This is a genomic window from Variovorax sp. LjRoot290 (assembly GCF_964253985.1).
Lineage (GTDB): Bacteria > Pseudomonadota > Gammaproteobacteria > Burkholderiales > Burkholderiaceae_C > Variovorax.
In genome coordinates this window covers 826,343-850,472 of record NZ_CAXURW020000002.1, presented here as the reverse complement: position 1 = coordinate 850,472, position 24,130 = coordinate 826,343, and the positions used below count along the sequence as shown (strand labels likewise).

Genomic DNA, 24,130 nt, shown 5'->3' with positions numbered 1-24,130 from the left:
GCGCTTGCGACGGTCAGGCGGCGTCCAGCACCCGCTGCACGACGGCGGCGGCAAGCTGGCGTCCACCGCGCTCGGCGCCGTCCTGCGCGCGCCGATCTTGCGTCGGCGTATGGGCCAGCGCATCGTGCAGCGCGGCCTGCAAGTCTCCCTCCCACAGCGCACGCACGCCCCCCATCGCCACGTAGTTCCGCACGCCCGGTGCGAATACCGGGTTGGACTTCGACAACGCCGTGAGCTTGTCCTCTGGCAGCTTGGTCACGCGCGCCATGGCGGGAATACGCATCACCCGGATCTCGGCATCCGGCAGCGCGTAGCAGGCGTCGGCAATCAACCCCGAGGTGATGAAGCCGCCGGAGAGGGCTTGGTCGTACACCAGGCCGATCACGCGGTGGCCGCGGCGCCGCGCCAGGTCGATGCTCGCGCCGAGGTGCGCCATCGCACGGTTGATGCCGAGCAATTCATCGCGTCGGCGCAGTTGCTGACCCTGGGTGTCGATCAGCAGCAGGATCGGCCGACCTGCGTGCTGCGTGATGGTGTCGAGCACCACTCGGGCCTGCGCAAGCGCGAGACGGACCCCGATCGGCGCATGATTTGTGGTGCCGATCACTGTGAGCGGTTCGCCTTCGAATATCACCTCGCCCTGTAGAAAGTCGCCGTCCGCGCGCATGCCGTGGTAGGAGCCGAAGAGCTGGGTGACAAGGGAATTCCATTGCATGTGATGCGCCTCGGTTAGTAAGCGCGCAGCGCGCGCACGGCTTCCACCGGAAGCTCCGGGACCCGCTGCGCGTCGGCGATGCCGAGTGCGCTCCAGAGCAGCGTCGCTTCATCGCGGCCGACCGTGTCAGAGGGCAGTGCGTGCAGGCGCGCCGTGAGCAACGCGTGCTCCTCCTCCAGCGCCGCGAGGGTCAATGGCTTCGACGCATCGATCGCCGCGACAGCCGCCGCGCGGAATTCCGCGACGTCATCCTCGACCAGCGCGTCGCAGTCACCGGTCAGCCAGCGGTGCTTGCCGCCGGTCGTGCGCCAGACCAGCGCACGGTCGCGCGAATCGAATTCCTCCACGCCGTGGGATGCCTCGATCACCTCGGGCCCCGACATCGCCAGGCGCCCGGCATCGCTCATCACGACGTGGTCGGCACAGCGCGCCACGATGCCCATGCCGCCGAAGCAGCCGTTGGCGCCGCCGATCAGCACGATCACCGGGATGCCGGCGGCACGCACGTCGAGCAGTGCGCGCATGACTTCCGACACCGCAATAAGCCCCGCGTTGGCCTCATGCAATCGCACGCCGCCCGATTCGGCCAGCAACAGCACCGCGGCCGGCCGGTCGCGCAGGGCGCGCTGCAGCAGGCCGACCAGTTTGGCGCCGTGGACCTCGCCGACGCCGCCGCCCATGAACGCGCCTTCCTGCGCGGCCACGAAGACCTCGTGGCCGTCGAGCGTCGCGCGGCCGATCGCCACGCCGTCGTCGAAGGCCGATGGCACGCCGAGCTGCGCCAGGTGCGGGCTGGTGACCCGCTCGGCAGGCGGCAGCCACTCGTGAAAGCTTTCCGGGTCGAGCAGCAACGCAAGCCGCTCGCGCGCCGAGCATTCGGCATAGCTGATCATGGCTTGCCTCCGGTGATCTCGGCTACGGCCTGGTCGAGCCGCAGGCTCACCACCGCGGGCGTGGCGCCCATGTCGTTGATCGAGACGCGCACGCCGGCCAGCGGATGGCGCGCGTGGAAGTCGTTCATCACGGCCTGCCAGATCGGCCCGAAGCCGCGCGCCGAGGTCTCGACACGCACGGCGCAGTCGTTGCCGTCGGCGGCCTCGAGCATCACCTCGAGGTTGCCGGAGCCGACGACGCCGACCAGCACGGGCGGGAAGGTGCCGGCCGGTCGGCCGCCGGGGAAGGAAAAGTCCAGGGTTTCGAGCCCTGCGGGAACATCGCTCATGGTCGGATCTCCTGCTACCAGTTTCTGAAGCGCTTGGGCGGTTGGTACAGCCCGCCCGAGGCGCGCACCAGGTCGCGCATGCTGCGTGCGGCCAGCAGGTTGCGCGTGGCCTGGCGGGGGTCGATGCCCAGATCCTGCGGCCGGCGGATCACGCCGCGGTCGCGCAGGTTCTCCACTGCGCGCCGGTCGCGCGCCAGGCCCACCGCGGTGTAGCCGGCCACGCCGCGGATCGCCTGCTCGCGCTCCGCGTCGCTGCGGCACAGCAGGAGGTTGGCGATGCCTTCCTCGGTGAGGATGTGCGACACGTCGTCGCCGTAGATCATGATCGGCGGCAGGTCCATGCCGGCCTGCTCCTGCAGCGTCCAGGCGTCGAGCCTGTCGACGAAGGCCGGCTGCATGTGCTCGCGGAAGGTCTCGACCATCTGCACGACCAGCTTCTGTCCGCGCGGCGTGCCGGCCGCGCCGCTGCGTCCGGCACGCGCCTCGCGCCCGGCCTTGAGCCAGGCCGGGCTGGCATGGCGCCGGCCGCGCGCATCGGCGCCCATGTTGGGCGCACCGCCGAAGCCTGCGATGCGGCCCAGTGTCGCGGTGGAGCTGTTGCCGTCGAGGTCGATCTGCAAGGTCGAGCCGATGAACATGTCGCAGGCGTAGTGGCCCGCCGCCTGGCAGAACGCCCGGTTGCTGCGCAGGCTGCCGTCCGGGCCGGTGAAGAACACGTCGGAGCGCGCGCGGATGTAGTCCTCCATGCCCAGCTCGGAGCCGAAGGAGTGAACCGATTCGACCCAACCGGCCTCAATCGCCGGGATCAGTGCCGGATGCGGGTTCAACGCCCAGTGCTTGCCGATCTTGCCCTTGAGGCCGAGAGACTCGGCATAGGTCGGCAGCAGCAGCTCGATGGCCGCGGTGTCGAAGCCGATGCCGTGGTTCAGGCGCTGCACGCCGTACTCGGCATAGATGCCCTTGATCGCCATCATCGCCATCAGCACCTGGACCTCGCTGATCTGCGCCGGGTCGCGCGTGAACAGCGGTTCGATGAAATTGGGGCGCGGCGCCTTCACGACGAAGCTCACCCAGTCGGCCGGGATGTCGATGCGCGGCAGCGTCGTGGTCTTGCCGTCCACCCATTCGTTGACCTGGGCGATCACGATGCCGCCCGAGAACGCCGTGGCCTCGACGATGGCCGGCGTGTCTTCGGTGTTCGGACCGGTGTAGAGATTGCCTTCGGCGTCGGCCGCCTGCGCCGCCACCAGCGCGACCTTGGGCGTCAGGTCGACGAAGTAGCGCGCGAACAACTCGAGGTAGGTGTGGATCGCGCCGATCTCGATGCGCCCGGCCGACACCAGCTTGGCCAGGCGCGCACCTTGCGGTCCTGAGAAGCTGAAGTCCAGCCGGGCTGCCACGCCGTTCTCGAAGATGTCGAGGTGTTCGGGCAGCGCCAGTACCGACTGCACCATGTGCAGGCCATGGACGCGCTGCGGATCGACCTGCACCAGCGCCTGCGCCAGGAAGTCGGCCTGTTTCTGGTTGTTGCCTTCGAGGCAGACGCGGTCGCCGGGCGAGAGCACCGCTTCGAGCAGGGTGGCGATCGCTTGCGTTTCGACGCGCTTGCCGGCGAGCCGAGTTCCGAGTGCAGAGGCCGCGCGCGCCAGCCGGGCGGCGCGGTCGTCGGCTTTGGAGGTCCAGGATCTGGAGTTCATGGGAGTCCGATGGGGTTGAATGATGTCGGCCGAATGAGAGGCGCCGTCTCACAGCACCACGAAGAGCAGCCATACCACCACGGGGGCCGTCAGGGTCACGATGGCGCCGTACACCATCAGCTGCCGGAAGAACACGTCGCGGTCCACGCCCTTGGCGTTGGCGAGCACCAGCGCGCCATTGGTCGAGAACGGACTGACGTCGACGATGGTCGAGGACACGGCCATCGCCGCGATGAAGCCGACCGCGCTCACGCCAGCATCGCCCTGCAGGAACGGCACCGCCAGCGGGATCAGCGAGCCCAGCACCGCAGTCGACGAGGCGAAGGCCGAGACCACGGCGCCGACGAAGCACAAGAGCAATGCGGCCACCATGGGCGAGGTGAGGCCGGCCACGCTGTGGCCGACGAAATCGATGGTGCCCATCTTGTCCATCACGCCCACGTAGGTGCTGACACCCACGATCAGCATGATCTCCGGCCACGACACCTGGCCCAGGGCGCGCTTCTGCAGGTTGGGCGCCATCAGCGTCAGCAAGAGGCCGATGGTGATCGAGACGAAGCCGATGTCCTGCTTGAAGAACAGGGTCAGCACGGCCAGCGCCAGCAGGCCCAGCACGGTGACGATCTGGTAGAGGCGCGAACCCTGGTCGGCCGGGACCGCCGGCGCCGCGTCCATGAGCGACTCGCCAGCCGCAGTCGCGACGCGGCGCTCTTCGGCGAACGATTCGGCCTCCGCATCGCCGAACACCTGCGCCCCGCCCTGCGCATGCGCCGTGCGGCGCGTTGCCGGCACTGCGCCGGTCACGTCGGCCTTCTGGCGCAGCAGTTTCATGCCGCCCATGAGGAAGAACAACAGCAGCGACACGGACAGGTTGACGCCGAGGCTCGCCAGCATCGTCGCGATCTCGTTGAGCGGCAAGCCGGCCTTGGCGACGATCTTGTTGGTGATGCCGCCGTAGATGCTGATCGGCGAGAAGCCGCCGCCTTGCGCGCCGTGCACGACCATCAGCCCCATGAGCAGTGGATTGATGCCGTACTTGGCGGCAAAACCCAGCGCGATCGGCGCGATGATGGCCACCGCCGCGGGGCTGACCGCTCCCACCGCCGTGAGCAGCGCGGCGATGAAGAACATGATCCACGGAATGGCGGCGATGCGCCCGCGCACCGCGCGCACCGCCAGCTTGACGAGCCAGTCGATGGTGCCGTTGTTCTGCGCCAGCGCAAACAGGTAGGTGATGCCGACCAGGGTGAGAAACAGGTCGGCCGGGAAGCCGCCCATGATCGCCTTGGCGTTCATGCCGGCTACCAGCGTGCCGACCAGGAAGGCGCCGACGAAGGCGATCACGCCCATGTTGATCGGCAGCACGGTGGCGAGCACGAACATGCCGACCAGTGCGTAAATCGAAATCCAATGAGAACTCATCAACGCGTCTCCGGGGGTTTTGGGGTTCGACGCATCGGGCTGTGCATCTGGGTGCGTAAGGTACGCACCCCCTCCAGGACGATCAATGAAGCTGTCGCGTCGATCCTTACGCGAATTGAAACGATCGAGGGTTAACCCGAGCCCAGTCGATGGCTCCCGTTCAGCCGAGTTCCGCTTTCGCCAGGCGGCACACTGACAGCAACGCGAGCAGGTTGGGATCGCGTTCGCGAGTGCGCAGAAAGTTGAGCGCGATGGTCTGGCGCATCAGGTACTTGGTCTGCAACGGGATCAACTGCACCTTCTGAGGCATGGCGCCGCGCACACGGCCCGGCAACAGCGTGTAGCCGACGCCCCCGCTTACCAGGTTCATCAGGGAGAAGATGTCGCCCGTCTTCATCACCACGTTCGGTGTGAAGCCGGCCACACGAAACGACTCCATAAAACCGCTGTAGGTGACGAAGCCTTCACTCAGGCTCACGAAGCGCTCGCCGGCGCAGGCGCTCAGGTCGATCTCCTTCTGCGCTGAATAAGGAGAGTCCACTGGTGCGGCGAACTGGATGTCATCCTGGAACAGCGGCTCCGATTCGACGTCGGAAGCATCTTCGGGGATCGCCATGAGGGCGGCATCGATCGCGCCTTCCCGAAGCTTCTGCAGCAGGTCGGCATTGGACCCGAGGACGAGCTCGGTGTGCAATTCCGGCTTGCGCAGTTTCATTCCCATGATCAGCTGCGGCACCGTGCGACTCGTCAGAGAATAAAGAGAGCCGATGCGGATCCGATCGGCCGAGTAGCCGGCGACTTCTCGCGTAGCGCGGATGCCCGCGGACATCGTGCGAAGCACCTCGCGTGCCACCTCCGCCAGCGCATGAGCGGCTTCAGTCGGGTGCAGGTTGCGGCCTTCGTGCCGGAACAGCGCGCAGCGCAGCCCAGTTTCCAGCGAATGCAAGGCGCGGTGCACGCTGACGGCGCTGATCTCGAGCTTTTCGGCCGCGCGGGCGAGATTGCCGGTCTCCATGAAGGCCAGAAGAATCTCCAGCTTGCGGAATGTGACTTCTTCGTCAATGCGGGGAAGCATGGCAGCCTGTGGATCAAAATCGAATCGTAGCCGCAGCCAGGATGGCTGCACGCCGTCCGCGTGCGCCATCAGGGTACGGCGCCCAGGTAGGCGCCGGCAGTGGCGGCCCTGGCGAACAGCTCGTCGCCCATCTCCTTCCACCACGCTTGGTGATCGCTACAGAGGTCGGCGACCACTGCGACGCATGCGCGCCGATCGCTGCCACCCGCGCGCCCAGGCCGGCGTCGTCCACGACCTCTTGGACCAAGCCGAGCGTCAGGGACTGCGCCGCCGGCACGATCTCGGCGAGCAGCACCAGCGGCTCCATTGCAGCCTCGCCGCTGATCGAGCACGGCAGTGCGCTGCCGTTGCGCATTGGAACCGTCACTTAATCCCGGCGTCATACGAATGCGTCATGCTTCAGACTGACAGTCGGCCGGCGCTGGTAGACGTCGCTTCGGCACCCGCCCAGATTGGGCGGCACCTCGATGCCGGCGGCCGTCTCAGTTTCAGGGGGCGCGATGCCGCTTTTGCAGGCAGAGCATGGTGACGCCCGCGTGACAACAGTCTGCCGCGATGTGCACGTCGTTTTCCACAGCCTTGTCCACCGGCACGGTGGAGAACTTATCTCCTGAAGATGTGCTGCGCCAGGGCGAAGCTAACGCGTCTCAGGCTCTGCGCCTTGATCAAATCGCCCAGGAATCAAGCAAAGCCATCGGTGTTGCGACCGCGATGCAATACAAGCCCTGTGGAATCGAGCGCGGCCATAAGCACCTGACCATGCGTCGAATCGGTGATGAAAACAGTCGACCTTCCACTGCCGCCAAAGGCCAGATTCGTCGTCGAAGCACCTGTCGGGCCGCGCAACACGATCACGGGTTCGCCACGCGCATTGAGCACCCAGACATAGCCAAGTCCAGGGTTCGCAACCAGCAGGCGCCCCTGTGCGTCCACGGCAAGGCCGTCCGGGCCGCTCGGACCGTACGACGTGAAGAACTGACTTACCTTCGCCACACTCCCGTCGGTCAGAAGCGGCACGCGCCACACACAGTTGCCGCGTGTTACGGCGAGGTAGAGCAGCTTGCCATCCGGTGACAGTGCCACGCCGTTCGGGCTGGGCACGTTGGCCAGCAACAGGTCGAGTTGGCCGTCCGGTCGCAACCGGTAAAGACGCCCGGTCGGGTCGTGCAACCCGGTCTGGCCCTGGTCAGTGAAGTAGATGTTCCCCTGTTCGTCGAGCACCAAGTCGTTGACGCCCTTGAAGCCTTCGCTATTGCGCCGCTGCAGATACGGTGTGACGGCGCCATCCCGCACGTCGATGCGCATAAGACCGTTCTTGTAGTCGGTGACGAGCAGGGAGTGCGCATCCAGAAACTTCATCCCGTTGGGCTCGCCGTCGTACTCGGTCACCTGTGTCCATGCACCAGCGGGGTCGATGCGGAAGATGCGCCCAAAGGGAATATCGGCTACGTAAAGGTTTCCGGCGTCATCGAAAACCGGTCCTTCGAGAAACGAGTCCGTGACCTGGCCGCCACGGTTGGCGTCGGCCCACGCGCTTGTCTTGCGCCGCCGGAAGATTTCGGGCATTCGCGAGAACACCTCGAGCTCGTGAACTTGGGGAGCTTGCAGAAAGAACACCGTGGATCTCCGTCGCGGCTTCGATGCCGCGCAGTAGTGAAGGCAGGCTTGACCGCGTGTGGTCAGGCGCCGCCGAAGCCGTAGAGTCGTGCCGGGTTGTCGATGAGGATACGGTCCATCACCCCGTCGTCGCCACACCAGCCGCGCAGCACATTGACCAGGTCTGCGTCGTCAACGGAGCCTGATGCCTCGGTGGTATGCGGCCAGTCGCTGCCCCACACCATGCGCTGCGGTGCGGCCTGCACCAATGCACACCCGAGCGCTTGGGCGTCGCGGTATGCGGGAGCGCCTTCGCGCGAGCGCATGTAGACAGCGGACAGCTTCACCCATGTGTTGCCCCGGTCGAGCAGCCGACGCAACGTGGTGAAGGCGACGCTGTCCAGACCTTCGGCGGGATCGATGCGGGCCATGTGGTCAACCACGAGTGGGGTTGGCAACGCCTCGAGCACCGGCGTGAGTTCAACCAGTTGTTCGGGGTGCACGAAGACCTGGATGTGCCAGCCAAGGCGGGCGACCCTGCGCGCAAGCGTCCGCAGCATTTCCGCCGTGGTGGTGCCCCACGATTGCGCCGTCACGAAGTTGACGCGCAGTCCACATACGCGGCGCGCGTTGAGTCGCTCGAGTTCGGCGTCATCCACGTCGACGCCTACCACCGCAACACCACGCGCTTCATCACCAAGCTGCTCAAGTGCGTCGAGCATGCAGGCGTTGTCGGTGCCGTAGGTCGACGGGTTGACGACCACCGTTCGCGACGTCCCGAGCCGTTGCTGGAGCTGGCGGTAGGCGGCCACCTCTGCGCAGGGCGGCTGGCGCTTCCAGTGCGGCGACGGCGTGAACCGCGGATCGAAGATATGCATGTGGCTGTCGCACGCACCGGCGGGCAGCGCGCGCGACGGTCGTTCAAGACCAACCGAATGCGGGACGGGACGCGTGGGCGGGAGGGCAGCCATCGGCAATTCAGTCGAGCTTGATGTTGCCCTTGCGGATCACTTCGGCCCACTTCGCGTCTTCCTTCTTCAGGAAAGTGGCGAACTCGGCTGGCGTGGACCCGACGGCTTGCACGCCGACGTCGGTGAAACGCTGCTTCACCTCGTCTTCCTTCAGCACGTCGACCAGGGCCTTGTGCAACTTCGCAGCGACGGGCTCGGGCGTGCCGGCCGGCAGCAGCAAACCATTCCACTCGAATGCCTCATAGCCAGGCACCAGCGATTCGGCCACCGTCGGCACGTCGGGCAGGCGCTTCGAACGCTCGGGCGACGACACGGCCAGCGCGCGCAGCTTGCCCGATGAGACCAGCGGGTATGACGCCGCGATGGTGCTGAACATGAAGTCGACCTGACCGCCGGTCACGTCGACGATGGCAGGACCCCCGCTCTTGTAGCCAACATGCACCATGTCGAGATCGAGCTTCTGGCGCAGCAGTTCTGCCGCCAGACGTTGCACCGTGCCGCTACCGCCGGAGGCGTAGTTCAGCTTGCCGGGTGTCGCCTTGGCCTTGGCCACCAGGTCCTTCACATCCTTGATCGGCGACTCGGCCTTGACGATGATGATGTTCGGCGCCAGCGAGACGAGCGACAGCGGCTGCAGAGCGTTGCTCGGGAAGGGCATGCGCGGAAACAGGTGCGGATTGATCGAATAGGGCGTGGCGTCGTAGAGCATGGTGTACCCATCGGCCGGCGCCTTGGCGGCATAGCTTGCGCCGATGGTGCCACTCGCCCCGGGGCGGTTGTCAACAATCACGCTGGTGCCGAGCTTCGCGCCCATGCGCACCGCGAGCACGCGCGCCAGCGCATCAGCCGAGCCTCCGGGTGCGTAGGGCACGACTAGCGTGATTGGTCGGTCCGGAAACGCCGCCTGTGCGGAAGCGGCGACAAAGAGGCATGCAGCGAGCACGCGACGGATCAAGGTTTTCATGGGTTGGTTCTCGAAGAATGTCGGACGGGAATCTGGCGTACGGCGAGCGCTCATTCAGGTTTGAGGTCAAGCGCACGGGCCAGCTCACCGTAAGCCTTCACCTCGCGCGTCAGTTGCGTGCCGAAGGCTTCAGCGCAGGTACTCTGCGCTTCCATACCCAGGAGCCTGAACTTCTCTGCCGTGGCAGGTGACTGGGCGAACTCGGTCGCAACCCGACGCAGCACCGCCAAGGTCGCTGCCGGCGTGTTCGCGGGCGCGAGCAGGCCATACCACGCATCGGCGGAATACCCTTTCACGCCGGCCTCCTCGAAAGTCGGCACGTTCGGCAGCAGCGCAGAACGTTTGGGCGCGGCGACGGCCAGCGCGTTCAGCTTGCCTGCCTGCACCTGAGGCAGCACCGACCCCAGCGTGGCAAAAGAGCTGTCCACCTGCCCGCCGATCATGTCGGTCGTGGCTTGGGCCGCGCCCTTGTAGGGGATGTGATTCATCGAGGTTCCGGTCAGCCGCGTGAACTGCTCACTTGCAAAATGGCCGGAACTGCCGCTGCCCGGCGTGCCGTAGGTGCGCTTGCCGGGGGCGGCCTTGACCTCCTTCAGGAAGTCTCCAAGCGTCTTGACCGGCATCGATGGGCCGACGACCAGCACCATCGGGCTGACGGCCAGCGAGCACACCGGCGCAAAAGAGCGCACAGCGTCGAACTTCACCCGCTGGCTGTAAAGCGCGGGAATCATCGTGTGGTTGGTTGCACCGAGCAGGAGCGTGTAGCCGTCCGCTGGCGCAGACGCCACCGCCTCGGCCGCCAGGATGGTATTGGCGCCGGGCTTGTTGTCCACCACGAAAGGCTGGCCCAGCGTGCGAGAGGCATAGTCGGCGAATACACGCGCGACGACATCGGTCGGCCCACCCGCCGAGAAACCGACGAGGACGTGCACTGGCTTGGCTGGCCAGGTCGACTGCGCCTGGGCGGACAGCGTGACGAACAGACCAGTCGTTCCCATCAGCCATGCGATGGCGAAGTATCGTTTCACGGATGTCTCCTTCTTGTTCTGCATCACTGGGCCATCAGGTCGTGGCTGGCTGGCGTGTCAGCACCTGCAACACATTCCTGGCGGCGCCGACGCCCATGTTCACGTAGGCATCGCTGGTCACGCCACCAATGTGGGGACTCAGTACGAAGTTCTTTTCACCCTGGAACGGATGGCCGGCAGTCATCGGCTCTACCGCGAAGCTGTCGAGACCGGCCATTGCAACCTGACCGGAACGTACTGCGCTCAGCAGCGCGGCCTCGTCGATCAACCCGCCGCGCGCCGTGTTGACCAGGACGACGCCGCGCTTGCACTGGGCCAGCGTGGTGGCATTGAGCAGGCCGCGGTTGTCTTCTGTCAGAGGGCAGTGCAGCGAGATCGCATCGGACTCGCGCCAGATCGTCGGCAAGTCGACGCATTCCACGTACGCTGGCAAGTCTTTCGCAAATGGATCGAACCCGATCACGCGCATCCCGAGGGCATCGGCCATGCGCGCAAAGCGCAGTCCGATCGCGCCCAAGCCGACCAGACCGATGGTGCGGCCACCGAGCTCGAGGCTCTTGTGCGTGGCTTTGTCCCAATGACCGGCGTGCATGCGTGCATCCAGGGCCACCACCGACTTGGCGCACGCCAGCAAGAGGGCCAGTGCCTGCTCGGCCACTGCAGCGGCATTGGCACCGGCTGCCGCGACCACGTCGATGCCGCGGGCCTGCGCCGCCACCTTGTCGATGGTATCGGTGCCGCTGCCGTGCTTGGAGATCACGCGCAGCGACGGCGCTGCGTCCATCACGACGCTGCCGACCTTGCCGTAGCGCACGATGATGGCCACCGGATCATGCGCACGGCAAAGTGCCACCAGGTCGTCTTCGGTCGGCGTCTTGCCGGCATAGATGACATCGTGACCCACTAGCAGCGCGAGCGCCTGCGGCGCGAGGTCAGCACCCGTGACGAGGATCGTGCTCACAGCGCCTCCCCTTCCTTGAGCACACCGGCTGTTCGGAGAGCAGCGTTCAGCCATTTCGCAGCGGTATCGCCAGTTTTGATGGCGCAGATGCGTGCGGCTTCATCCTTCACCTTTTTGGCCGCGAGCGGCAACAGCCCTTCGATCTTCTCGCGCTCGACCACCACGACGCCATCGCCATCGGCGATCACGAAGTCGCCGGCGTGCACGGTCACACCGCCGATGGAAATCGGATGGCCAATGCGGCCGCCGATGTTCTTGGTAGGACCGTTCGGGTTGGTGCCGACGCTGAACACCGGGTAGTCCATTTCGTCGATCTCGATGCTGTCGCGACAGGCGCCATCCATCACCACGCCGGCGATGCCCAGTTGCTTGCAGGCCGTCATCATGATGGTGCCCATCAGCGCCGAGGTCTGGTCACCCTTGCCGTCGATGACGAGAACGTCGCCTGGCTTGGCCATTGCAATGGCGGCGTGAATCATCAGGTTGTCACCCGGCCGCACTTCGACGGTCAAAGCGGTGCCGGCGAGCTTCATGCGCGGACGAAGAGCCTTGATGCGGCCATCCACGGCGCCGCGGCGGCCGGCCACATCGGCCAGGATGGCCGGCTGCAATTCAGCGGCCTGCGCCACGATGTGCGCAGGCACGCGTTCGAAGTCGCGAATGATGTCGGGAAGATTGGAAGGCATGGGATTCTTTCGGATGTAAGAGGAGGAATGGAAGTGGGTCAGTCGGCCCTGAGGTCAGCGTCCTTGATGACCTTGGCCCACTTGGCAAGGTCTGCTTTCTGGGTTTCTGCCAGTTGCTGCGGCGTGCTGCCCACAAGCGTGACGCCGAGCTTGTCCGCCATGGCGACGACCTCGGCGTCCTTGAGGATGCGCACGATCTCCTGGTTCAGCCGCTGCACCACGGCCGAAGGCGTGCCGGCCGGCGCGTAGGCTGCCTGCCACTGCTCCACCACGAAATCCTTGAAGCCGGCCTGACCCATCGTGGGCACCTCGGGCATGGATTTCAGCCGGACCGCAGAGGTCACGGCCAGCGCGTGCAGCCGGCCGCTCTGGATGTGCGGCAGCGCCGCAGCCACCGGCGCAAACATGAAGGTCGCATGGCCGGCCAGCACGTCCTGGATGGCCGGGGTATCGCCCTTGTAGGGCACATGAGTCATTCGGGTGCCGGTTTGCAAGCGCAGCAGTTCGCCCTGCATCTGGAGGATCGTGCCTTTGCCACCGGAGGCGAACGAAACCGCTTCCGGATGGGCCTTCGCCTCCGCGGCGAGTTCGGCCACCGTGCGAAAGGGCTGGGCCGCGCCGACGATGAGGACATGGGGGATCGTGCCGATCAGAACAACTGGCTCGAATGCTTTGACCGGGTCGTACTGCATCTTCGGCATGAGGCTCGGCACGATGGCCAGAGGGCCAATCGATGTGCCTAGCAAGGTGTAGCCGTCCGGTGCCGCCTTGGCGACGGACGCTGAGCCGATCGTGCCGGTGGCACCAGCCTTGTTGTCGACGATCACCGTGGCGCCGAGCGAGTTGCCCAACCGCAGTGCAATGGCGCGGCCCAGAATGTCGGTGGTGCCACCCGGGGGGTAGGGCACGACCCAGGTGATGGGTTTCCCGGTCGGCCAGGTGACCTGCGCCGTGGAGGGCATGGCAGCAAGCCCAAGAAGCGAAATGGCTATCGTCAGGGCGGTGCGCCGGTCAAGCTTGGTCATGGCTGTCCTTGTCAAGAATCAGGTTTGGTAGTCGTAGAGCGCGGCCGGGTTGTCGACCAGCACGCGCCGCAGGGCGGTCGAATCGCCAGCCCATTGCGCGAGCAGGTCCATTTGCTGCGCGTCGTCGGGCAGGGGCTGGTGACCCGCAGTGGCAGACGCATGGGGCCAGTCACTTCCCCACACCACGCGTTCGGGTGCGGCCAGCAGGTAGCCCCGCGCCAGCAGCGCGATGTCGGTGTAGGCCGGCGGGCCTTCTTCGCTCACGATGTAGCCGCCCGACAACTTGACCCAGGCGCGACCTGAGTCGATCAGGCGAAGAATCAATCGGTGGGCTGCATGTCGTTGCGCCAGCGATGGTGCGATGCGGCCCATGTGATCGAAGACCACAGGAACCGGGAGTTGCAGAAGGCGGGCCTCGAGGGCAGCGAGCGTGTCCGGAGCTGCCAGCAATTGCAGATGCCATCCGTAGGGCGCGACACGCGCGGCCAACACGTCGATCTGCTGCGCTGAGTTCGTGACACCCAGCGAGAGATTGAGGCGGACGCCACGTACGCCTTTGGCATGCAACGCTTCAAGCTCGGCATCGCGTATCTGCTCGTCGACAACGGCGATTCCCCGCGCGCCCTCGCCGTAGGCAACAAGCGCCTCGCACATCGGCCGGTTGTCGGTGCCGTAGGTCGATGGCGTGACGAACACCACGCGGTCGGTCCCGGTGCGCTGCTGCAGTTGCCGGTAATCGTCGACGCTCGCATCAGGCGGCAGGAGGCGCGCGCCCGGCACGGGCGCAAAGCGGGCGTCGTACACATGCACATGGCAATCGCAGGCGCCCGCCGGCACCTCGACGTTCGTGCGGCCCTGCCCCGAAGAGAAAGGCGCGACCGCCTTCTCCTTGTCCAACGTCTGCATCGCTCGCTCGCTCTGCTGCTGAATGCGTCAGTCGACCTTGGCTCCGGACTCTTTGACGATCTTGCCCCAGCGGCCGATGTCGTCGTGGATCAGCTTGGCGAACTGCTCAGGAGTTCCACCGAGCGCATCGGCGCCATGGCTGGCTAGCTTCTTCTTGACTTCCGGATCCTGTAGCGCCTTGTTGAATGCGCCGTTCAGCTTGGCGACCACGTCCTTCGACAAGCCCGCCGGCCCGGCAACGCCGAACCAGGTGACGGCTTCAAAACCCTTGAAGCCGGATTCCGCAATGGTGGGCACCGACGGCAGGTCGGCAGTGCGCTTGGGCGAGGTCACGGCGATGGCGCGCATCTTCCCGTTTTTGACGTAACCGATCAGCGTAGGCACCGACGACATATACATCTGGATCTGGCCGCCAATCAGGTCGGTCGAACCTTGCGCAGCGCCCTTGTACGGAACGTGCGTGAACTTGACTGCTGCCGTCTTCTGGAACAACTCGGTCGCGAGATGCGCCACCGTGCCGCTGCCGGAACTGGCGTAATTCAGCGAGTCGGGCTTGGCCTTGGCAGCGGTCACGACATCGGCGAGCGTCTTGTACGGCGAGTCCGCCGCCACCACGAGGACGAGCGGCGCACTTGCAACCTCGACAATCGGAGTCAGGTCCTTCTCCGGGTTGTAAGGCAGCTTGGCGTAAAGCGTGGGGTTGATGGCCAGGTTGCTGGTCTGGCCCAGCACCAGTGTGTAGCCGTCGGCCGGAGCCTTGGCCGTGGCATCCACTCCCAAGTTGCCGCCGGAGCCGGGCTTGTTGTCGATGACGATCGACCATCCGTTGGCGACGGCCACCTTGTTGGCAACTTCACGCGCAATCAGGTCGGTGCCGCCGCCGGCCGGAAAGGGAACGATCAGCTTGATCGGGCGCGATGGATAGGCCTGTGCGGACGCCGTTGCGTGGGCCATGAGCGTCGCACCGGCAACGAGCGTGGTGGCGGCGACGCCGATGAGGCGGCGCGAAGCCGCGGCGGCGAGGGCACGATGTTGCATGAACTTGTCTCCTGTTTAGCCCACCCTGCTCGATTGCGGGCGGTGCGTTCAGTGGAGGCAAGTATTCGGCGTGGGGCTTATTCAGTCCAATCGATACTTTTTGAAGATCGATAGATTTGACTTTGGGTATTACCTCGGTGGCGAATCGGCATATTTCGCCAACAGAAGGATCAGCCGTTGTGCTGCCGGGGAGATGTAGCCGCTGTCGCGATAGGTCACGACCATGCGCCGGCGCATGGTCGTGGCCGGCAGCTTCACTTCGCGCAACGCCGCGCCGGAACGCCCGGCCTGCAGGTGAAGACGCGAGATGAAGCTCAGCAGGCCGGTCTCACCGATCAGCGTCGGCAGCATCAGCAGCATCGTGCTTTCGACCTGCACCACGGGCCGGGGAACTCGATGGCGATCGAAGGTCTGGTCGAGCCAGTCCCGCGTCGGTGCCCCAGGGGGCTGAAGCACCCATCGATAGCCCGCCAGGTCCTTCAGGGCCGGCTTCGGCTTGTCGAAGATCGCGTGCGTGTCGGCGGCGGCGACCACGATCACGTCCTCGGCCAGGTTCTGCGAAGCGAACCCCGGTTCAGTAGAGCCCTCGGTGCCGACCATCAGATCGATATCACCGGCGCGCAGCAGCGGCTTCAGGATGTCAACCAGCGCCACGGTGGTCCGCAAAGTGACTTCGGGTGCCTCGCGCATCAGGTCGCGCGCGGCTGGCGGCAAAAGGAACTGCGCGGCCGTCGGCACGATGCCGATCTTGATGTTTCCAGTCAGGCCTCTGCCGATGTCGCCGATCTCGCGGCGCGCGCTTTCCACGTCGAAGCGTGTGCGCTGGGCCCACTTGAGAAGCGCCTTCCCCGCACTGGTCAGGCGGATGCCGCGGCCTGTTTTCTCGAAGAGCAGGGCGCCGCACGCCTCTTCCAGCCGCCGTACGCAGCTTGTCAACGCGGGTTGCGTCCGGTGCAGCCGTTCGGCCGCGCGCCCCATGTGCTCGAGCTCGGCAATAACTTCAAAGTACTGGAGATCGCGCAGATCCAGGATGAACTCCACAAGTTTGTTTAAAGCACTGATCCAAGACTTTAGGGCAACAGCGTGGTGCCACTGGCGGCCTAGTAGCGGTAGTCCGCAGCTCGAAGCGGACGCTCAATGTGCTGGCGAATGCTCATACTCGTGGCTTCTATTGATGGAGGTGGGCATGGCGCTTGCAGGCATGCACGACGCGTTGGTGGATCACCTGAAGGCGAAGGGGGCGCTGCAGTTCACCTTGACACCGGCCTCTGCTGCGAGCAGATGGCGTCATTTAACACAATCAATCTTGCCAAGGCTCCGAATGTAGCGGCTGAATAGTAATGTCGCGTTTTGGCTAACTAGAAATGTCGCAAAGTCTGCCGTCCCAGTTCCTGGGTCTGGGGTACGGCGCGAGCGCTCGATTCCGTTTTTTTACGGCGTGCCAGAGATCAGACTCCGTGCCGCGCTATCTACCAACGCTGTGGCAGACGGCGAGATGTATGAAAGACGCGCAGAATCTCGACCGCGTCTCCGCCCACGCGATAGGGCACGATGTAACGCGTTTTTGGCACGATCAATTCACGGGTCCCGGGCATACGCCCAGGGCGGCCAAGGCCAGGCTGATGAGCGAGCTGGGCCACAGAGTCGAGAATGCGCCCGACGACCAGTCGCGCCGCAGCCGCATCGTCGGTGGCGATGTACGCGGCCTCTTCGTCCAAATTGAGCAGCGCCTTACGCAGCCACCTAACCCGCATTCACCTTCCATTTTCTTGCGAAGGCCGCGACCTCCTTGTCGCTGGCGAAATCGCCAGCGTCAGCTTCCTTCAGCGCAGCCTGGACTTCGCCGATCTGCCATTCGTTGTTTTCAACATAGGCACGAATCGCTTCGGCTGCCAAGAACGATTTGCTGCGCTGCGTCGCTTCGGCCAGATGGTCGAGACGATCCTTGACTTCGTCGTCAAGTCGAACAGTCATGGTGGTAGACATGGGAGATCTGGAGCGGTGGCACGAGAAGAGTGGTCGGATGTACACATCCTACTACAATATCGCATGCATGCGCCTACCATAGCTGCCTCAGAGCACGCTGCAGAGCGGACTCGACGAGAAAGTCTTCGGGACGCAGCAGATCCTCAAGCGCCTCACGCGTCAGGGTGCTCGTGTAAGTCACGAACGAGCGGTGCTCAGCGTGTTCTCCTGGGTCACTATGCAAACAAATCAGTACCGCCGTGAGTTGATCCGCAGGGATCAGGAGGAGCAGGCAAAGAGGCGCTTTCGCGAGCGAATCGAAGAGGGGTTGAGCTCGGGCCAGGGGCGCGTCATGACGCGCGAGGTCGTTGCAGAGTTGAGGCACAAGGCGTTGGGTAATTTGCCATGAAGCGGCCCGCCTTCAGCCATCCGCCGTCATTTCACATAAGGCATATTGTTTTTGTATGTTCTTCTATGACCGCTCGATGGCCGCCCAACTTCACGCGATCGAGGCTGCGGCTGGCATGAGCTCGGCCTGTCGGCTGTCTGTTCTTCCCATGACTTTGCCGGTGAGGGTCTCAATCCCGAAGGCTCGTCAAAAACTCACGCGCCACCGAGACGCAGTGGTCAAATGTCGGGCGGTATGAGAGCGCGGCAATTGCCTCGAAACCTGCAATCAAGCCGGGCCGGGGCTGCTCAAGTTGGTCAAGGAAGGTTTGCCGGTGGCGCAGAAGGAACGTGGCCGCTCGCCTCAACTGTTGCGGCTCTCGTTCGATCACCAACGAAAGATCGAAAAGGTCGCGCGCAGTGGCACGATTACCCCGGTGATATATCTTCTTTGCGATGATTTCTGCTGCCGTTTCAACCCTTATGCTGCGTCCTGCAATCTCCCAGATTTCCCAGGCCTGGTCGAGAAGATTCGGTGCGGCGACGAAGTCGATTTCGCCCTCCTCGAACTGGAGCTTCACAAACGAGCCAGGCAGCTCCGTGTAGTCGTTCGTTAGTTCAGCGGCCGTGTCGCTCAGGCGAGGCGTCACGAAACCGAGGTACTGCGGGTCGGGAACAAAAATGTCGATGTCCTTGCTGAGACGATGCTCGTATCGGAACATCAGGACCGTGCCACCGCCAAGCGTCCAAAACGGGTCAGCGAGCCCACCATGCTTTTGAATGTCGTCGATGAGCGCCAACGCCCGTGGGTACCTCCCACGGACCTCGAGGAAGGCTCTTCGTCATCACGCCGGCAGCCCCTGGCGGTGCACCGCCAGCGACTTCGCGAGCTTCGCCACGTTGCGCCAGACTTGTCGCGGCAGTACGTGTTCACGAGAAGCCGCTTCTTCGACTGCCATCACGATGATCGGCAATGGCGCTTCATCCAACAGGTGAGTCAGGTGTGCCACGTAGGGTTCGGGAACATCGCCGCTAGCCAGTGCGTGGCCCAAGGTTTCAGGCGCCAGTTCGCTGGAATAGCTGACGCTGGCCGTTTTGGCAGCCATCCAAAGGCCGCGTTTCTTCTCGCGCGCCGCTGTTGTCGGCCCGGATACGTCCAAGCCCAGTACCGAAAGCACTTGGGCGACTCGCTGAAAGCCTAAGTCGCTCAACGTCCCATTCTCCAGCCCGACCAGCGTCTGGCGCGACAGTCCGCTCAGTTGCGCGAGCTGCGCCTGCGTGAGCCCCAACGCCTCGCGGCGAGCTCGCACGGCATGGCCTATCTGAGTGAGATTCATAAGCGCGACAAGTGTCTGTTATTTTGGACATTTTACAGATCATGGGTTCGCACCCTTCCATCTTTGACACATCAGTTCGGTTTCCGTCTCTCGTAGCGCCTGTAATGTCCAAAATATTGGACATAAGATTGTCGAAATCTTCGGCTGATTTCGATGGCTCATCAAACCCAGTTCTCAACAGCCAGGTCGTCGACTCGGCTGAACTCACGCTCGTTGTTGGTGACCAGCACCCAGCCTTCGGCACGGGCGTGGGCGGCGATCCAAAGGTCGTTGTTGCCGATGGACTGGCCTTTGCGCTCAAGGACGCTGCGGATCTGGCCGTAGTGCTGGCCCACCGCCTGTGTGAGTGGTTCGACCTGGATGGCGCTCTGCAGCTGCTGCAGCGCAGCCAGGGCCTTGGAACGGGCTTGGCTTTTTTCCGCGCCGTGTTGCAGTTCGCCCAGCGTAATGACCGACATGGCCAGGACGTCGGCGCTCAGTTGCTCAAAGCGCGCTCGAACGGTGGCCGGATTGTGCTTCGCGATGTAGATGCAGATGTTGGTGTCGAGAAGATAGCCAATGGCCATTCAGAACAACTCCCGCTCCTGGGGAGGGCTGTCGCTGCGGCCATCGGTCATGAAGTCGGCAGGCATGCCGACGAGGGCGTCAAAGATGGCGGCTGCACTGGCGGGCCGCTCACGCAAAACGATGTCGTTGCCTTGGCGGAAGATCTCCACCTGCTCGGCTGTGAATCGAAACTCCTTCGGCAAGCGCACAGCCTGGCTGTTGCCGGACTGGAAAACACGGGCGTAAGTCATCGGGTCTCCTGCGTATATACAAACAGTATATACATTCACGCTGACCGCGTCAACGGGGTGCAGGGGATTCCCTCAGGGATATGCACATCGGTCACGATGTCGGCCAGCGTCAGCCGGCGCCCGGCCCTCAGCAGGCGTGCGGCTTCGCGGAAGACCGCGCCCTTGTCGGGCGCGAGGTTGGGGACCAACCACGTCTGCGGCCAGCAGTTCCACTCGCTGGCCTTTTGAGCGGCGACTGCCGTCGCGCCTTCCCACGCCTTCGGCGGCTTGTTGCGACGGAGCCTGCGTGTGCGCCGCGTGCTCAGATTGAGGCCAAGCTCCTGCTGCTTCATGCCGATATTGTCTTGCCTGCAAGCGATGACACCGCACTGGCGTGGGGAGAGTCTTGAACACCATCCCGCTGCTGCTCGTCAAAGGCCAGTTGGGCGTCGACGCCTGCTGAGGGGATCCGATAACCCATGGTTTGGTAGCCGCGCTGGCGCTTGTCCCACATGCGCAGCAAGGCCGGGTGTCCGGCATCGATGAAGTCGATGATGCGCACGCGGGACTTCTCAGCATGTTCGCGGTGTAGGCGTCCGGCGTACTGCTGCAACGTACCTTTCCACGAGATGGGCATGGCCAGCACCAGCGTGTCCAACGGTGGATGGTCAAAGCCTTCGCCGACCAGTTTGCCGGTGGACAGCAGCACGCGCGGCGCATCAGGCGGCAGAGCATCCAGTGCACCGATCAGTGCAACGCGCTGTTTCTTTGACATGCGGCCGTGCAGCGTGAACAGCGTTGGCACGCGGCCTGCCAAGGTAGTGCCGATGGCGTCGAGGTGGTCGGTCCGTTCGGTCAGTACCAGCACCTTGTGCCCCTGCTCGAAAGCGCTCGCGATCTCATCTGCGATGGCTTCGGTACGGCTGGCGTCGTTGGCAACGTGCCGGAACACGTCCTGTATGCCGGCGTCGGCGGCAAGTTCGATGTGCGCTGACAAATAGCGGGGGATTGCCTCCAGGGTTTGCGGGGCTCCCGTCGGGCGTGCAGCTGTGTGTCGCGTGGGGCCACACTGCATGAAGATGATCGGCTGTCGCCCGTCGCGTCGGATCGGCGTAGCGGTGAGCCCGAGCACGTACCTCGCCCGCGTTCGCTTCATGATGGCTTCGAACGAAAACGCCGACAGGTGGTGGCATTCGTCGGCAATGACCTGGCCGTAGTTCTCGACAATCTCGTTGGTTTCCCCCTGCCGAGACAATGACTGCATCAACGCGATGTCGATCCGGCCCGTAGGCTTGGCCTTACCGCCTCCGATGGTGCCGATCACGCCTTTGCCAACGCCCAGGAAAGCCTGAAGCCGCTCCTGCCATTGCTTGAGGAGTTCGGTACGGTGCACCAGCACCAGCGTGTTCACGCCCCGCCGTGCGATCAACGCCGCCGCTGTGACCGTCTTGCCAAACGCTGTTGGCGCGCACAGGATGCCGGTGTCGTGACGAAGCATCGCCGCGACTGCTTCCTCTTGGTCCGACCGTAGCGTGCCGGCGAAGCTCACCTCCAGCGGTTCACCGCTGAATCGCTCATCCTGCAACTCGCAGCGAATGCCGTTCTCGCGCAAAAGCCCCCGGACGGCATCCAGGCAGCCTCGCGGCAGGGCGATGTGGTTCGGGAAATTCTCGGCGCAGCCGATCACGCGCGGCTCATTCCATACCGACAGGCGCATCGCCTGCGCCTTGTAGAACTCTGGGTTCTGGAACGCGGCCAAGCGGATCAGGCGGTTCGCAAGCGCTTGAGGCAGGGATGCCTTGCCGAAATACAGCAGGTTGGCCAGAGTCACGGTCAGAGATGCAGGCATGGCGCCGGGCAGGCGCTGCTTGGCAGGTCCTTTGCGCGTCCACGGCTCGTGTTGTTCTTCCTCGGTGATGAAGGTGACGTCGAGCGGATGCGAGCCTCCGGTGGCGCGCAGGATCGTTGGCTCGATGTCGTGCGGTGCCATCGGCTGCACCGATGCGAGGAAGGCCCATTGGTCCACGTGGGGCTGCAGCGTATCGTCCACGAACACGCTGCCACCGCGCTCGCGAGATGCCTTCTGCAAAGGCAGGGCAATCAGGTTGCCGAATCCACCCTTCGGCATCGTGTCCTGGTTCGGGAACAGGCGGTCATAGGACGAGAGCTTCAGTTGCCGGGTGCGGGCACAGGTATGGCTGATGAGGGAGGTTCCAAGCCGTCGTGCATCCCGCGCCGCGACCTTCGATGAGAAGAACACCCACGCATGGGCGCCGTTGCCGGAGCGCGAGATTTCCAGCGCGGCCGGCACGCCCAATTCACGGCAGGATTGAATGAAGGCCTGGGCATCGCTGCGCCAATCGGCATCGTCGAAGTCCACGGCAAGGAAGTGGCAGTCGTCGTCTGCCAGTAGCGGATAAACGCCGACGGTATGACGACCGGCGAGGTGGTCGTAGATGGTCTGGTCGACCAAAGGCATCAGCAGTCGATGGCCGCAATCCGAGCATTTGATGCGGGGCTTCTCGCATACGCCCACACGCCATTCATCGACGCACGCTGGCGAGTAGCCTGTCTTACCCGCCTTGCTCTCCCAGCGCACGGGATAGACATCGGTGCGTCCTCGGAACAGCCGGCGAAAGAGCGCGACTTTCTCGTCTATCGTCAGCGGCATCATCGCAGCCGGCGCGGCCGCGGCTTCGGGCACGCGCCAGGCTATGCCATGGGCCTCGAGCAGCCCGGCCAGCCGAGCGTTCTCGGCGCGCAACCGCGCGAGTTCGTCGCCGCTGTGTGCAGTCATGACGAATTCATCCTGACCACAGACCTGCTTCGGTCAGACGGCGCAACAATGCGCCACGCGTTGCATGACGAACCAGAAAGCGCCGCAGCGCGCGGTCGAACTCCTTGCGGCTAGACGTGAGTGCATAGCCCTCCGCCAAGTCGACCAATGTCCGCACCGCATGCTCGTAACCCGATGCCGAACCACGCCGTGCCTGTGCGTCGATGGCAGCCCAGCGCTTGTCCACATCGGTCATCAACAACTGAAGGGCCGCTTCGCGTTGCTGCCGGTGCTTCGTCTCCTGCTTCGCGCGTTCCTTTGTCTCGCGCTCCAAGCGAGCGCCAGAGGCCGATTGGGCGAGTGCACGCAGTTGGCCCACGCTGCGCCGCGATGCGGAAGATGCGGACGAAGGGCGTCGTGCCTTCAGCCAAGCTGCGTGGCGGGATCTGACCTGGCGCTCCGCTTCGTGCCCACGGCCCTGTGCGATCAGCTTCAACATGTTTGCCATCTCGTCATGCGACCATTCACTCAGCCACGCATCGATGCGATCGCCTTGCGCTGAATCAGCCTCAGAAGCGCATCCACTGCCTGCCATCGCCGCCGCGAGCATGTCGGGATCGACTTCCAGGAATTCGACCAAGGCCTGCTGAGGAGGTGACAACGCCGACAGGCTGGGCGGCACTTCCGGTTCCAGCGCGCCGTCCGCGAGTTCGCCGCCAGCGGCTCCGGCCAGCCACCCGAGGTAGAGCGGCCGCAGGTCGCCGCGCAATAGTTCATCGCGCAGCGGCGCCAGGCGCCGCATCCAGCCGCTTCCGTCTTCCATGCCGAAGCGATCGTAGTTTTCGCTCTCGTCGAGCGACCAGTCGATGATCCAGTGCGTGTCGCTGGTCTCGATTGTCAGCGCATGCCGGGAAGAGAAGGGCGCCAGTTCGGCTTTGCGGAACGTGGCCAGCGGCACGCGCAAGGCCAGCCGGCAACTGCACCAGTTGGCGGTGTAGACGAAGGCATCGAAGTAGCGACGCATCCATTCGGCTGGATCGGCCTTCAGGTCTCCCCACTCGTAGTGGTTGACGAAGCCCGAAGGCGTGATCTCCGCGCGTGTGGAGACGGCGCGCAGTTCGGCCATCTCGGTGCGGGTCAGCGGCCGGTCGATGGCCGCGAATTCGTAGTATTGGTACTCGCTCATGTGATTGCATCAGCGTAGGCTCAGCCCGTTCGCTTGCGGGCGGACTTGCGCTTGGCCATCGTTTCCCCGACCGCGCGGAACGCGGAATCGTCGCCGAGGTGGATGTAGAGGTGACCGTGCAACTCGCCGTCAACGATCTCAGCATGCCCGCGCCCAGTCAGTTCATCGCCCTCGTCGAAGCCGTGCCAGGTGAACTCGATGCGTTGGCCCTGCCGCTTGTCGATCTTGCAGTCCATCTGTGCTTGTACCAGTCCGAACTGGAAGCTGCCGGACCGGTCTGCGCTGAAGATGATGTGGCCGGGCACTTCTATGTCCACGTAGTTCTGGTCCCAGCCGGACATCCAGACGATGCGCCAAGAACCGGAAAAGGGGTTCTGCTTCATGATCGTCATCTTGG

Annotated in this window: 26 protein-coding genes; all 26 read right to left on the bottom strand. The window is 64.4% G+C overall.

Translation table 11 applies throughout. The annotated features are described in order from the left end of the window. Positions 1–13: 13 nt before the first annotated feature. Positions 14–715 carry a biotin-independent malonate decarboxylase subunit gamma gene (gene mdcE / locus ACSQ9A_RS33100; RefSeq protein ID WP_436294891.1) on the bottom strand — a complete coding sequence of 234 codons (702 nt, stop codon included), beginning with the start codon at positions 713–715 and terminating at the stop codon, positions 14–16. A 14-nt stretch (positions 716–729) separates the two neighbouring features. Beyond that, on the bottom strand, positions 730–1,608 hold the full coding sequence (locus ACSQ9A_RS33095) for a biotin-independent malonate decarboxylase subunit beta (protein ID WP_436306963.1): 879 nt from the start codon (positions 1,606–1,608) through the stop codon (positions 730–732). After that, positions 1,605–1,937, bottom strand: coding sequence for a malonate decarboxylase acyl carrier protein (mdcC, locus tag ACSQ9A_RS33090; RefSeq protein ID WP_436306962.1), 333 nt, complete (start codon positions 1,935–1,937; stop codon positions 1,605–1,607). Before mdcC ends, ACSQ9A_RS33095 begins: the two co-directional genes overlap by 4 nt. A gap of 14 nt (positions 1,938–1,951) precedes the next feature. Next, on the bottom strand, positions 1,952–3,634 hold the full coding sequence (mdcA, locus tag ACSQ9A_RS33085) for a malonate decarboxylase subunit alpha (protein ID WP_436306961.1): 1,683 nt from the start codon (positions 3,632–3,634) through the stop codon (positions 1,952–1,954). A 48-nt stretch (positions 3,635–3,682) separates the two neighbouring features. Beyond that, complete coding sequence (locus ACSQ9A_RS33080) at positions 3,683–5,056, bottom strand: SLC13 family permease (RefSeq protein WP_436307034.1); 1,374 nt, start codon at positions 5,054–5,056, stop codon at positions 3,683–3,685. 160 nt (positions 5,057–5,216) lie between these two features. Beyond that, positions 5,217–6,131 (bottom strand): LysR family transcriptional regulator, encoded by a 915-nt coding sequence (locus ACSQ9A_RS33075; protein WP_436307748.1) that lies wholly within the window; start codon positions 6,129–6,131, stop codon positions 5,217–5,219. Positions 6,132–6,812: 681 nt separating this feature from the next. Beyond that, a complete protein-coding gene (locus ACSQ9A_RS33070; RefSeq protein ID WP_436307033.1) occupies positions 6,813–7,748 on the bottom strand; it encodes an SMP-30/gluconolactonase/LRE family protein in 936 nt (311 codons plus the stop codon). Positions 7,749–7,810: 62 nt separating this feature from the next. Then, positions 7,811–8,698: an amidohydrolase family protein gene (locus ACSQ9A_RS33065; RefSeq protein WP_436307032.1), complete on the bottom strand. Its 888-nt coding sequence runs from the start codon at positions 8,696–8,698 to the stop codon at positions 7,811–7,813. 7 nt (positions 8,699–8,705) lie between these two features. Beyond that, on the bottom strand, positions 8,706–9,662 hold the full coding sequence (locus ACSQ9A_RS33060; RefSeq protein WP_436307031.1) for a Bug family tripartite tricarboxylate transporter substrate binding protein: 957 nt from the start codon (positions 9,660–9,662) through the stop codon (positions 8,706–8,708). Between the two features lie 50 nt (positions 9,663–9,712). Continuing rightward, entirely contained in the window at positions 9,713–10,660 is a 948-nt protein-coding gene (locus ACSQ9A_RS33055; protein WP_436307747.1) for a Bug family tripartite tricarboxylate transporter substrate binding protein, read from the bottom strand. A 64-nt stretch (positions 10,661–10,724) separates the two neighbouring features. Next, positions 10,725–11,651 (bottom strand): NAD(P)-dependent oxidoreductase, encoded by a 927-nt coding sequence (locus tag ACSQ9A_RS33050; protein WP_436307030.1) that lies wholly within the window; start codon positions 11,649–11,651, stop codon positions 10,725–10,727. Continuing rightward, on the bottom strand, positions 11,648–12,337 hold the full coding sequence (locus ACSQ9A_RS33045; RefSeq protein WP_436307029.1) for an RraA family protein: 690 nt from the start codon (positions 12,335–12,337) through the stop codon (positions 11,648–11,650). The genes ACSQ9A_RS33050 and ACSQ9A_RS33045 overlap by 4 nt, the downstream gene beginning before the upstream one ends. Before the next feature lie 38 nt (positions 12,338–12,375). After that, complete coding sequence (locus ACSQ9A_RS33040) at positions 12,376–13,362, bottom strand: Bug family tripartite tricarboxylate transporter substrate binding protein (protein WP_436307028.1); 987 nt, start codon at positions 13,360–13,362, stop codon at positions 12,376–12,378. 18 nt (positions 13,363–13,380) lie between these two features. Further along, positions 13,381–14,268 carry an amidohydrolase family protein gene (locus ACSQ9A_RS33035; RefSeq protein ID WP_436307027.1) on the bottom strand — a complete coding sequence of 296 codons (888 nt, stop codon included), beginning with the start codon at positions 14,266–14,268 and terminating at the stop codon, positions 13,381–13,383. Between the two features lie 27 nt (positions 14,269–14,295). Next, complete coding sequence (locus tag ACSQ9A_RS33030) at positions 14,296–15,306, bottom strand: Bug family tripartite tricarboxylate transporter substrate binding protein (protein ID WP_436307026.1); 1,011 nt, start codon at positions 15,304–15,306, stop codon at positions 14,296–14,298. 129 nt (positions 15,307–15,435) lie between these two features. Beyond that, entirely contained in the window at positions 15,436–16,347 is a 912-nt protein-coding gene (locus ACSQ9A_RS33025; protein WP_436307025.1) for a LysR family transcriptional regulator, read from the bottom strand. A gap of 428 nt (positions 16,348–16,775) precedes the next feature. Continuing rightward, positions 16,776–17,060 (bottom strand): type II toxin-antitoxin system RelE/ParE family toxin, encoded by a 285-nt coding sequence (locus ACSQ9A_RS33020; RefSeq protein WP_436307024.1) that lies wholly within the window; start codon positions 17,058–17,060, stop codon positions 16,776–16,778. Further along, complete coding sequence (locus tag ACSQ9A_RS33015) at positions 17,050–17,292, bottom strand: CopG family ribbon-helix-helix protein (RefSeq protein ID WP_436307023.1); 243 nt, start codon at positions 17,290–17,292, stop codon at positions 17,050–17,052. Before ACSQ9A_RS33015 ends, ACSQ9A_RS33020 begins: the two co-directional genes overlap by 11 nt. Before the next feature lie 557 nt (positions 17,293–17,849). After that, positions 17,850–18,458: a nucleotidyl transferase AbiEii/AbiGii toxin family protein gene (locus ACSQ9A_RS33010; protein ID WP_436307022.1), complete on the bottom strand. Its 609-nt coding sequence runs from the start codon at positions 18,456–18,458 to the stop codon at positions 17,850–17,852. Between the two features lie 45 nt (positions 18,459–18,503). Further along, positions 18,504–18,995, bottom strand: a complete 492-nt coding sequence (locus ACSQ9A_RS33005) for a helix-turn-helix domain-containing protein (RefSeq protein ID WP_436307021.1) — start codon at positions 18,993–18,995, stop codon at positions 18,504–18,506. A 161-nt stretch (positions 18,996–19,156) separates the two neighbouring features. Next, entirely contained in the window at positions 19,157–19,561 is a 405-nt protein-coding gene (gene vapC, locus ACSQ9A_RS33000; RefSeq protein WP_436307020.1) for a type II toxin-antitoxin system tRNA(fMet)-specific endonuclease VapC, read from the bottom strand. Then, on the bottom strand, positions 19,562–19,792 hold the full coding sequence (locus tag ACSQ9A_RS32995; protein ID WP_436307019.1) for an antitoxin: 231 nt from the start codon (positions 19,790–19,792) through the stop codon (positions 19,562–19,564). A 35-nt stretch (positions 19,793–19,827) separates the two neighbouring features. Continuing rightward, positions 19,828–20,124 (bottom strand): hypothetical protein, encoded by a 297-nt coding sequence (locus ACSQ9A_RS32990; RefSeq protein ID WP_436307018.1) that lies wholly within the window; start codon positions 20,122–20,124, stop codon positions 19,828–19,830. Further along, positions 20,121–22,568, bottom strand: coding sequence for a TOTE conflict system archaeo-eukaryotic primase domain-containing protein (locus ACSQ9A_RS32985; protein WP_436307017.1), 2,448 nt, complete (start codon positions 22,566–22,568; stop codon positions 20,121–20,123). Before ACSQ9A_RS32985 ends, ACSQ9A_RS32990 begins: the two co-directional genes overlap by 4 nt. A gap of 7 nt (positions 22,569–22,575) precedes the next feature. After that, positions 22,576–23,733 (bottom strand): hypothetical protein, encoded by a 1,158-nt coding sequence (locus tag ACSQ9A_RS32980; protein WP_436307016.1) that lies wholly within the window; start codon positions 23,731–23,733, stop codon positions 22,576–22,578. Positions 23,734–23,753: 20 nt separating this feature from the next. Then, positions 23,754–24,125, bottom strand: coding sequence for a hypothetical protein (locus ACSQ9A_RS32975; protein WP_436307015.1), 372 nt, complete (start codon positions 24,123–24,125; stop codon positions 23,754–23,756). Between the last annotated feature and the right edge of the window lie 5 nt (positions 24,126–24,130).

Bases quoted from the DNA above. Each gene is read 5' to 3' on its own strand.
- ACSQ9A_RS33065 (WP_436307032.1), bottom strand. From the start codon at position 8,698: ATGGCTGCCCTCCCGCCCACGCGTCCCGTCCCGCATTCGGTTGGTCTT.
- ACSQ9A_RS33030 (WP_436307026.1), bottom strand. From the start codon at position 15,306: ATGCAACATCGTGCCCTCGCCGCCGCGGCTTCGCGCCGCCTCATCGGC.
- mdcE (WP_436294891.1), bottom strand. From the start codon at position 715: ATGCAATGGAATTCCCTTGTCACCCAGCTCTTCGGCTCCTACCACGGC.
- ACSQ9A_RS33060 (WP_436307031.1), bottom strand. From the start codon at position 9,662: ATGAAAACCTTGATCCGTCGCGTGCTCGCTGCATGCCTCTTTGTCGCC.
- ACSQ9A_RS32985 (WP_436307017.1), bottom strand. From the start codon at position 22,568: ATGACTGCACACAGCGGCGACGAACTCGCGCGGTTGCGCGCCGAGAAC.
- ACSQ9A_RS33015 (WP_436307023.1), bottom strand. From the start codon at position 17,292: ATGTCTACCACCATGACTGTTCGACTTGACGACGAAGTCAAGGATCGT.
- ACSQ9A_RS33035 (WP_436307027.1), bottom strand. From the start codon at position 14,268: ATGCAGACGTTGGACAAGGAGAAGGCGGTCGCGCCTTTCTCTTCGGGG.
- ACSQ9A_RS32975 (WP_436307015.1), bottom strand. From the start codon at position 24,125: ATGACGATCATGAAGCAGAACCCCTTTTCCGGTTCTTGGCGCATCGTC.
- ACSQ9A_RS33080 (WP_436307034.1), bottom strand. From the start codon at position 5,056: ATGAGTTCTCATTGGATTTCGATTTACGCACTGGTCGGCATGTTCGTG.
- ACSQ9A_RS33020 (WP_436307024.1), bottom strand. From the start codon at position 17,060: ATGCGGGTTAGGTGGCTGCGTAAGGCGCTGCTCAATTTGGACGAAGAG.
- ACSQ9A_RS33075 (WP_436307748.1), bottom strand. From the start codon at position 6,131: ATGCTTCCCCGCATTGACGAAGAAGTCACATTCCGCAAGCTGGAGATT.
- ACSQ9A_RS33005 (WP_436307021.1), bottom strand. From the start codon at position 18,995: ATGAATCTCACTCAGATAGGCCATGCCGTGCGAGCTCGCCGCGAGGCG.
- ACSQ9A_RS33055 (WP_436307747.1), bottom strand. From the start codon at position 10,660: ATGGGAACGACTGGTCTGTTCGTCACGCTGTCCGCCCAGGCGCAGTCG.
- ACSQ9A_RS33045 (WP_436307029.1), bottom strand. From the start codon at position 12,337: ATGCCTTCCAATCTTCCCGACATCATTCGCGACTTCGAACGCGTGCCT.
- mdcC (WP_436306962.1), bottom strand. From the start codon at position 1,937: ATGAGCGATGTTCCCGCAGGGCTCGAAACCCTGGACTTTTCCTTCCCC.
- ACSQ9A_RS32980 (WP_436307016.1), bottom strand. From the start codon at position 23,733: ATGAGCGAGTACCAATACTACGAATTCGCGGCCATCGACCGGCCGCTG.
- ACSQ9A_RS32995 (WP_436307019.1), bottom strand. From the start codon at position 19,792: ATGACTTACGCCCGTGTTTTCCAGTCCGGCAACAGCCAGGCTGTGCGC.
- ACSQ9A_RS33095 (WP_436306963.1), bottom strand. From the start codon at position 1,608: ATGATCAGCTATGCCGAATGCTCGGCGCGCGAGCGGCTTGCGTTGCTG.
- vapC (WP_436307020.1), bottom strand. From the start codon at position 19,561: ATGGCCATTGGCTATCTTCTCGACACCAACATCTGCATCTACATCGCG.
- mdcA (WP_436306961.1), bottom strand. From the start codon at position 3,634: ATGAACTCCAGATCCTGGACCTCCAAAGCCGACGACCGCGCCGCCCGG.
- ACSQ9A_RS32990 (WP_436307018.1), bottom strand. From the start codon at position 20,124: ATGAAGCAGCAGGAGCTTGGCCTCAATCTGAGCACGCGGCGCACACGC.
- ACSQ9A_RS33040 (WP_436307028.1), bottom strand. From the start codon at position 13,362: ATGACCAAGCTTGACCGGCGCACCGCCCTGACGATAGCCATTTCGCTT.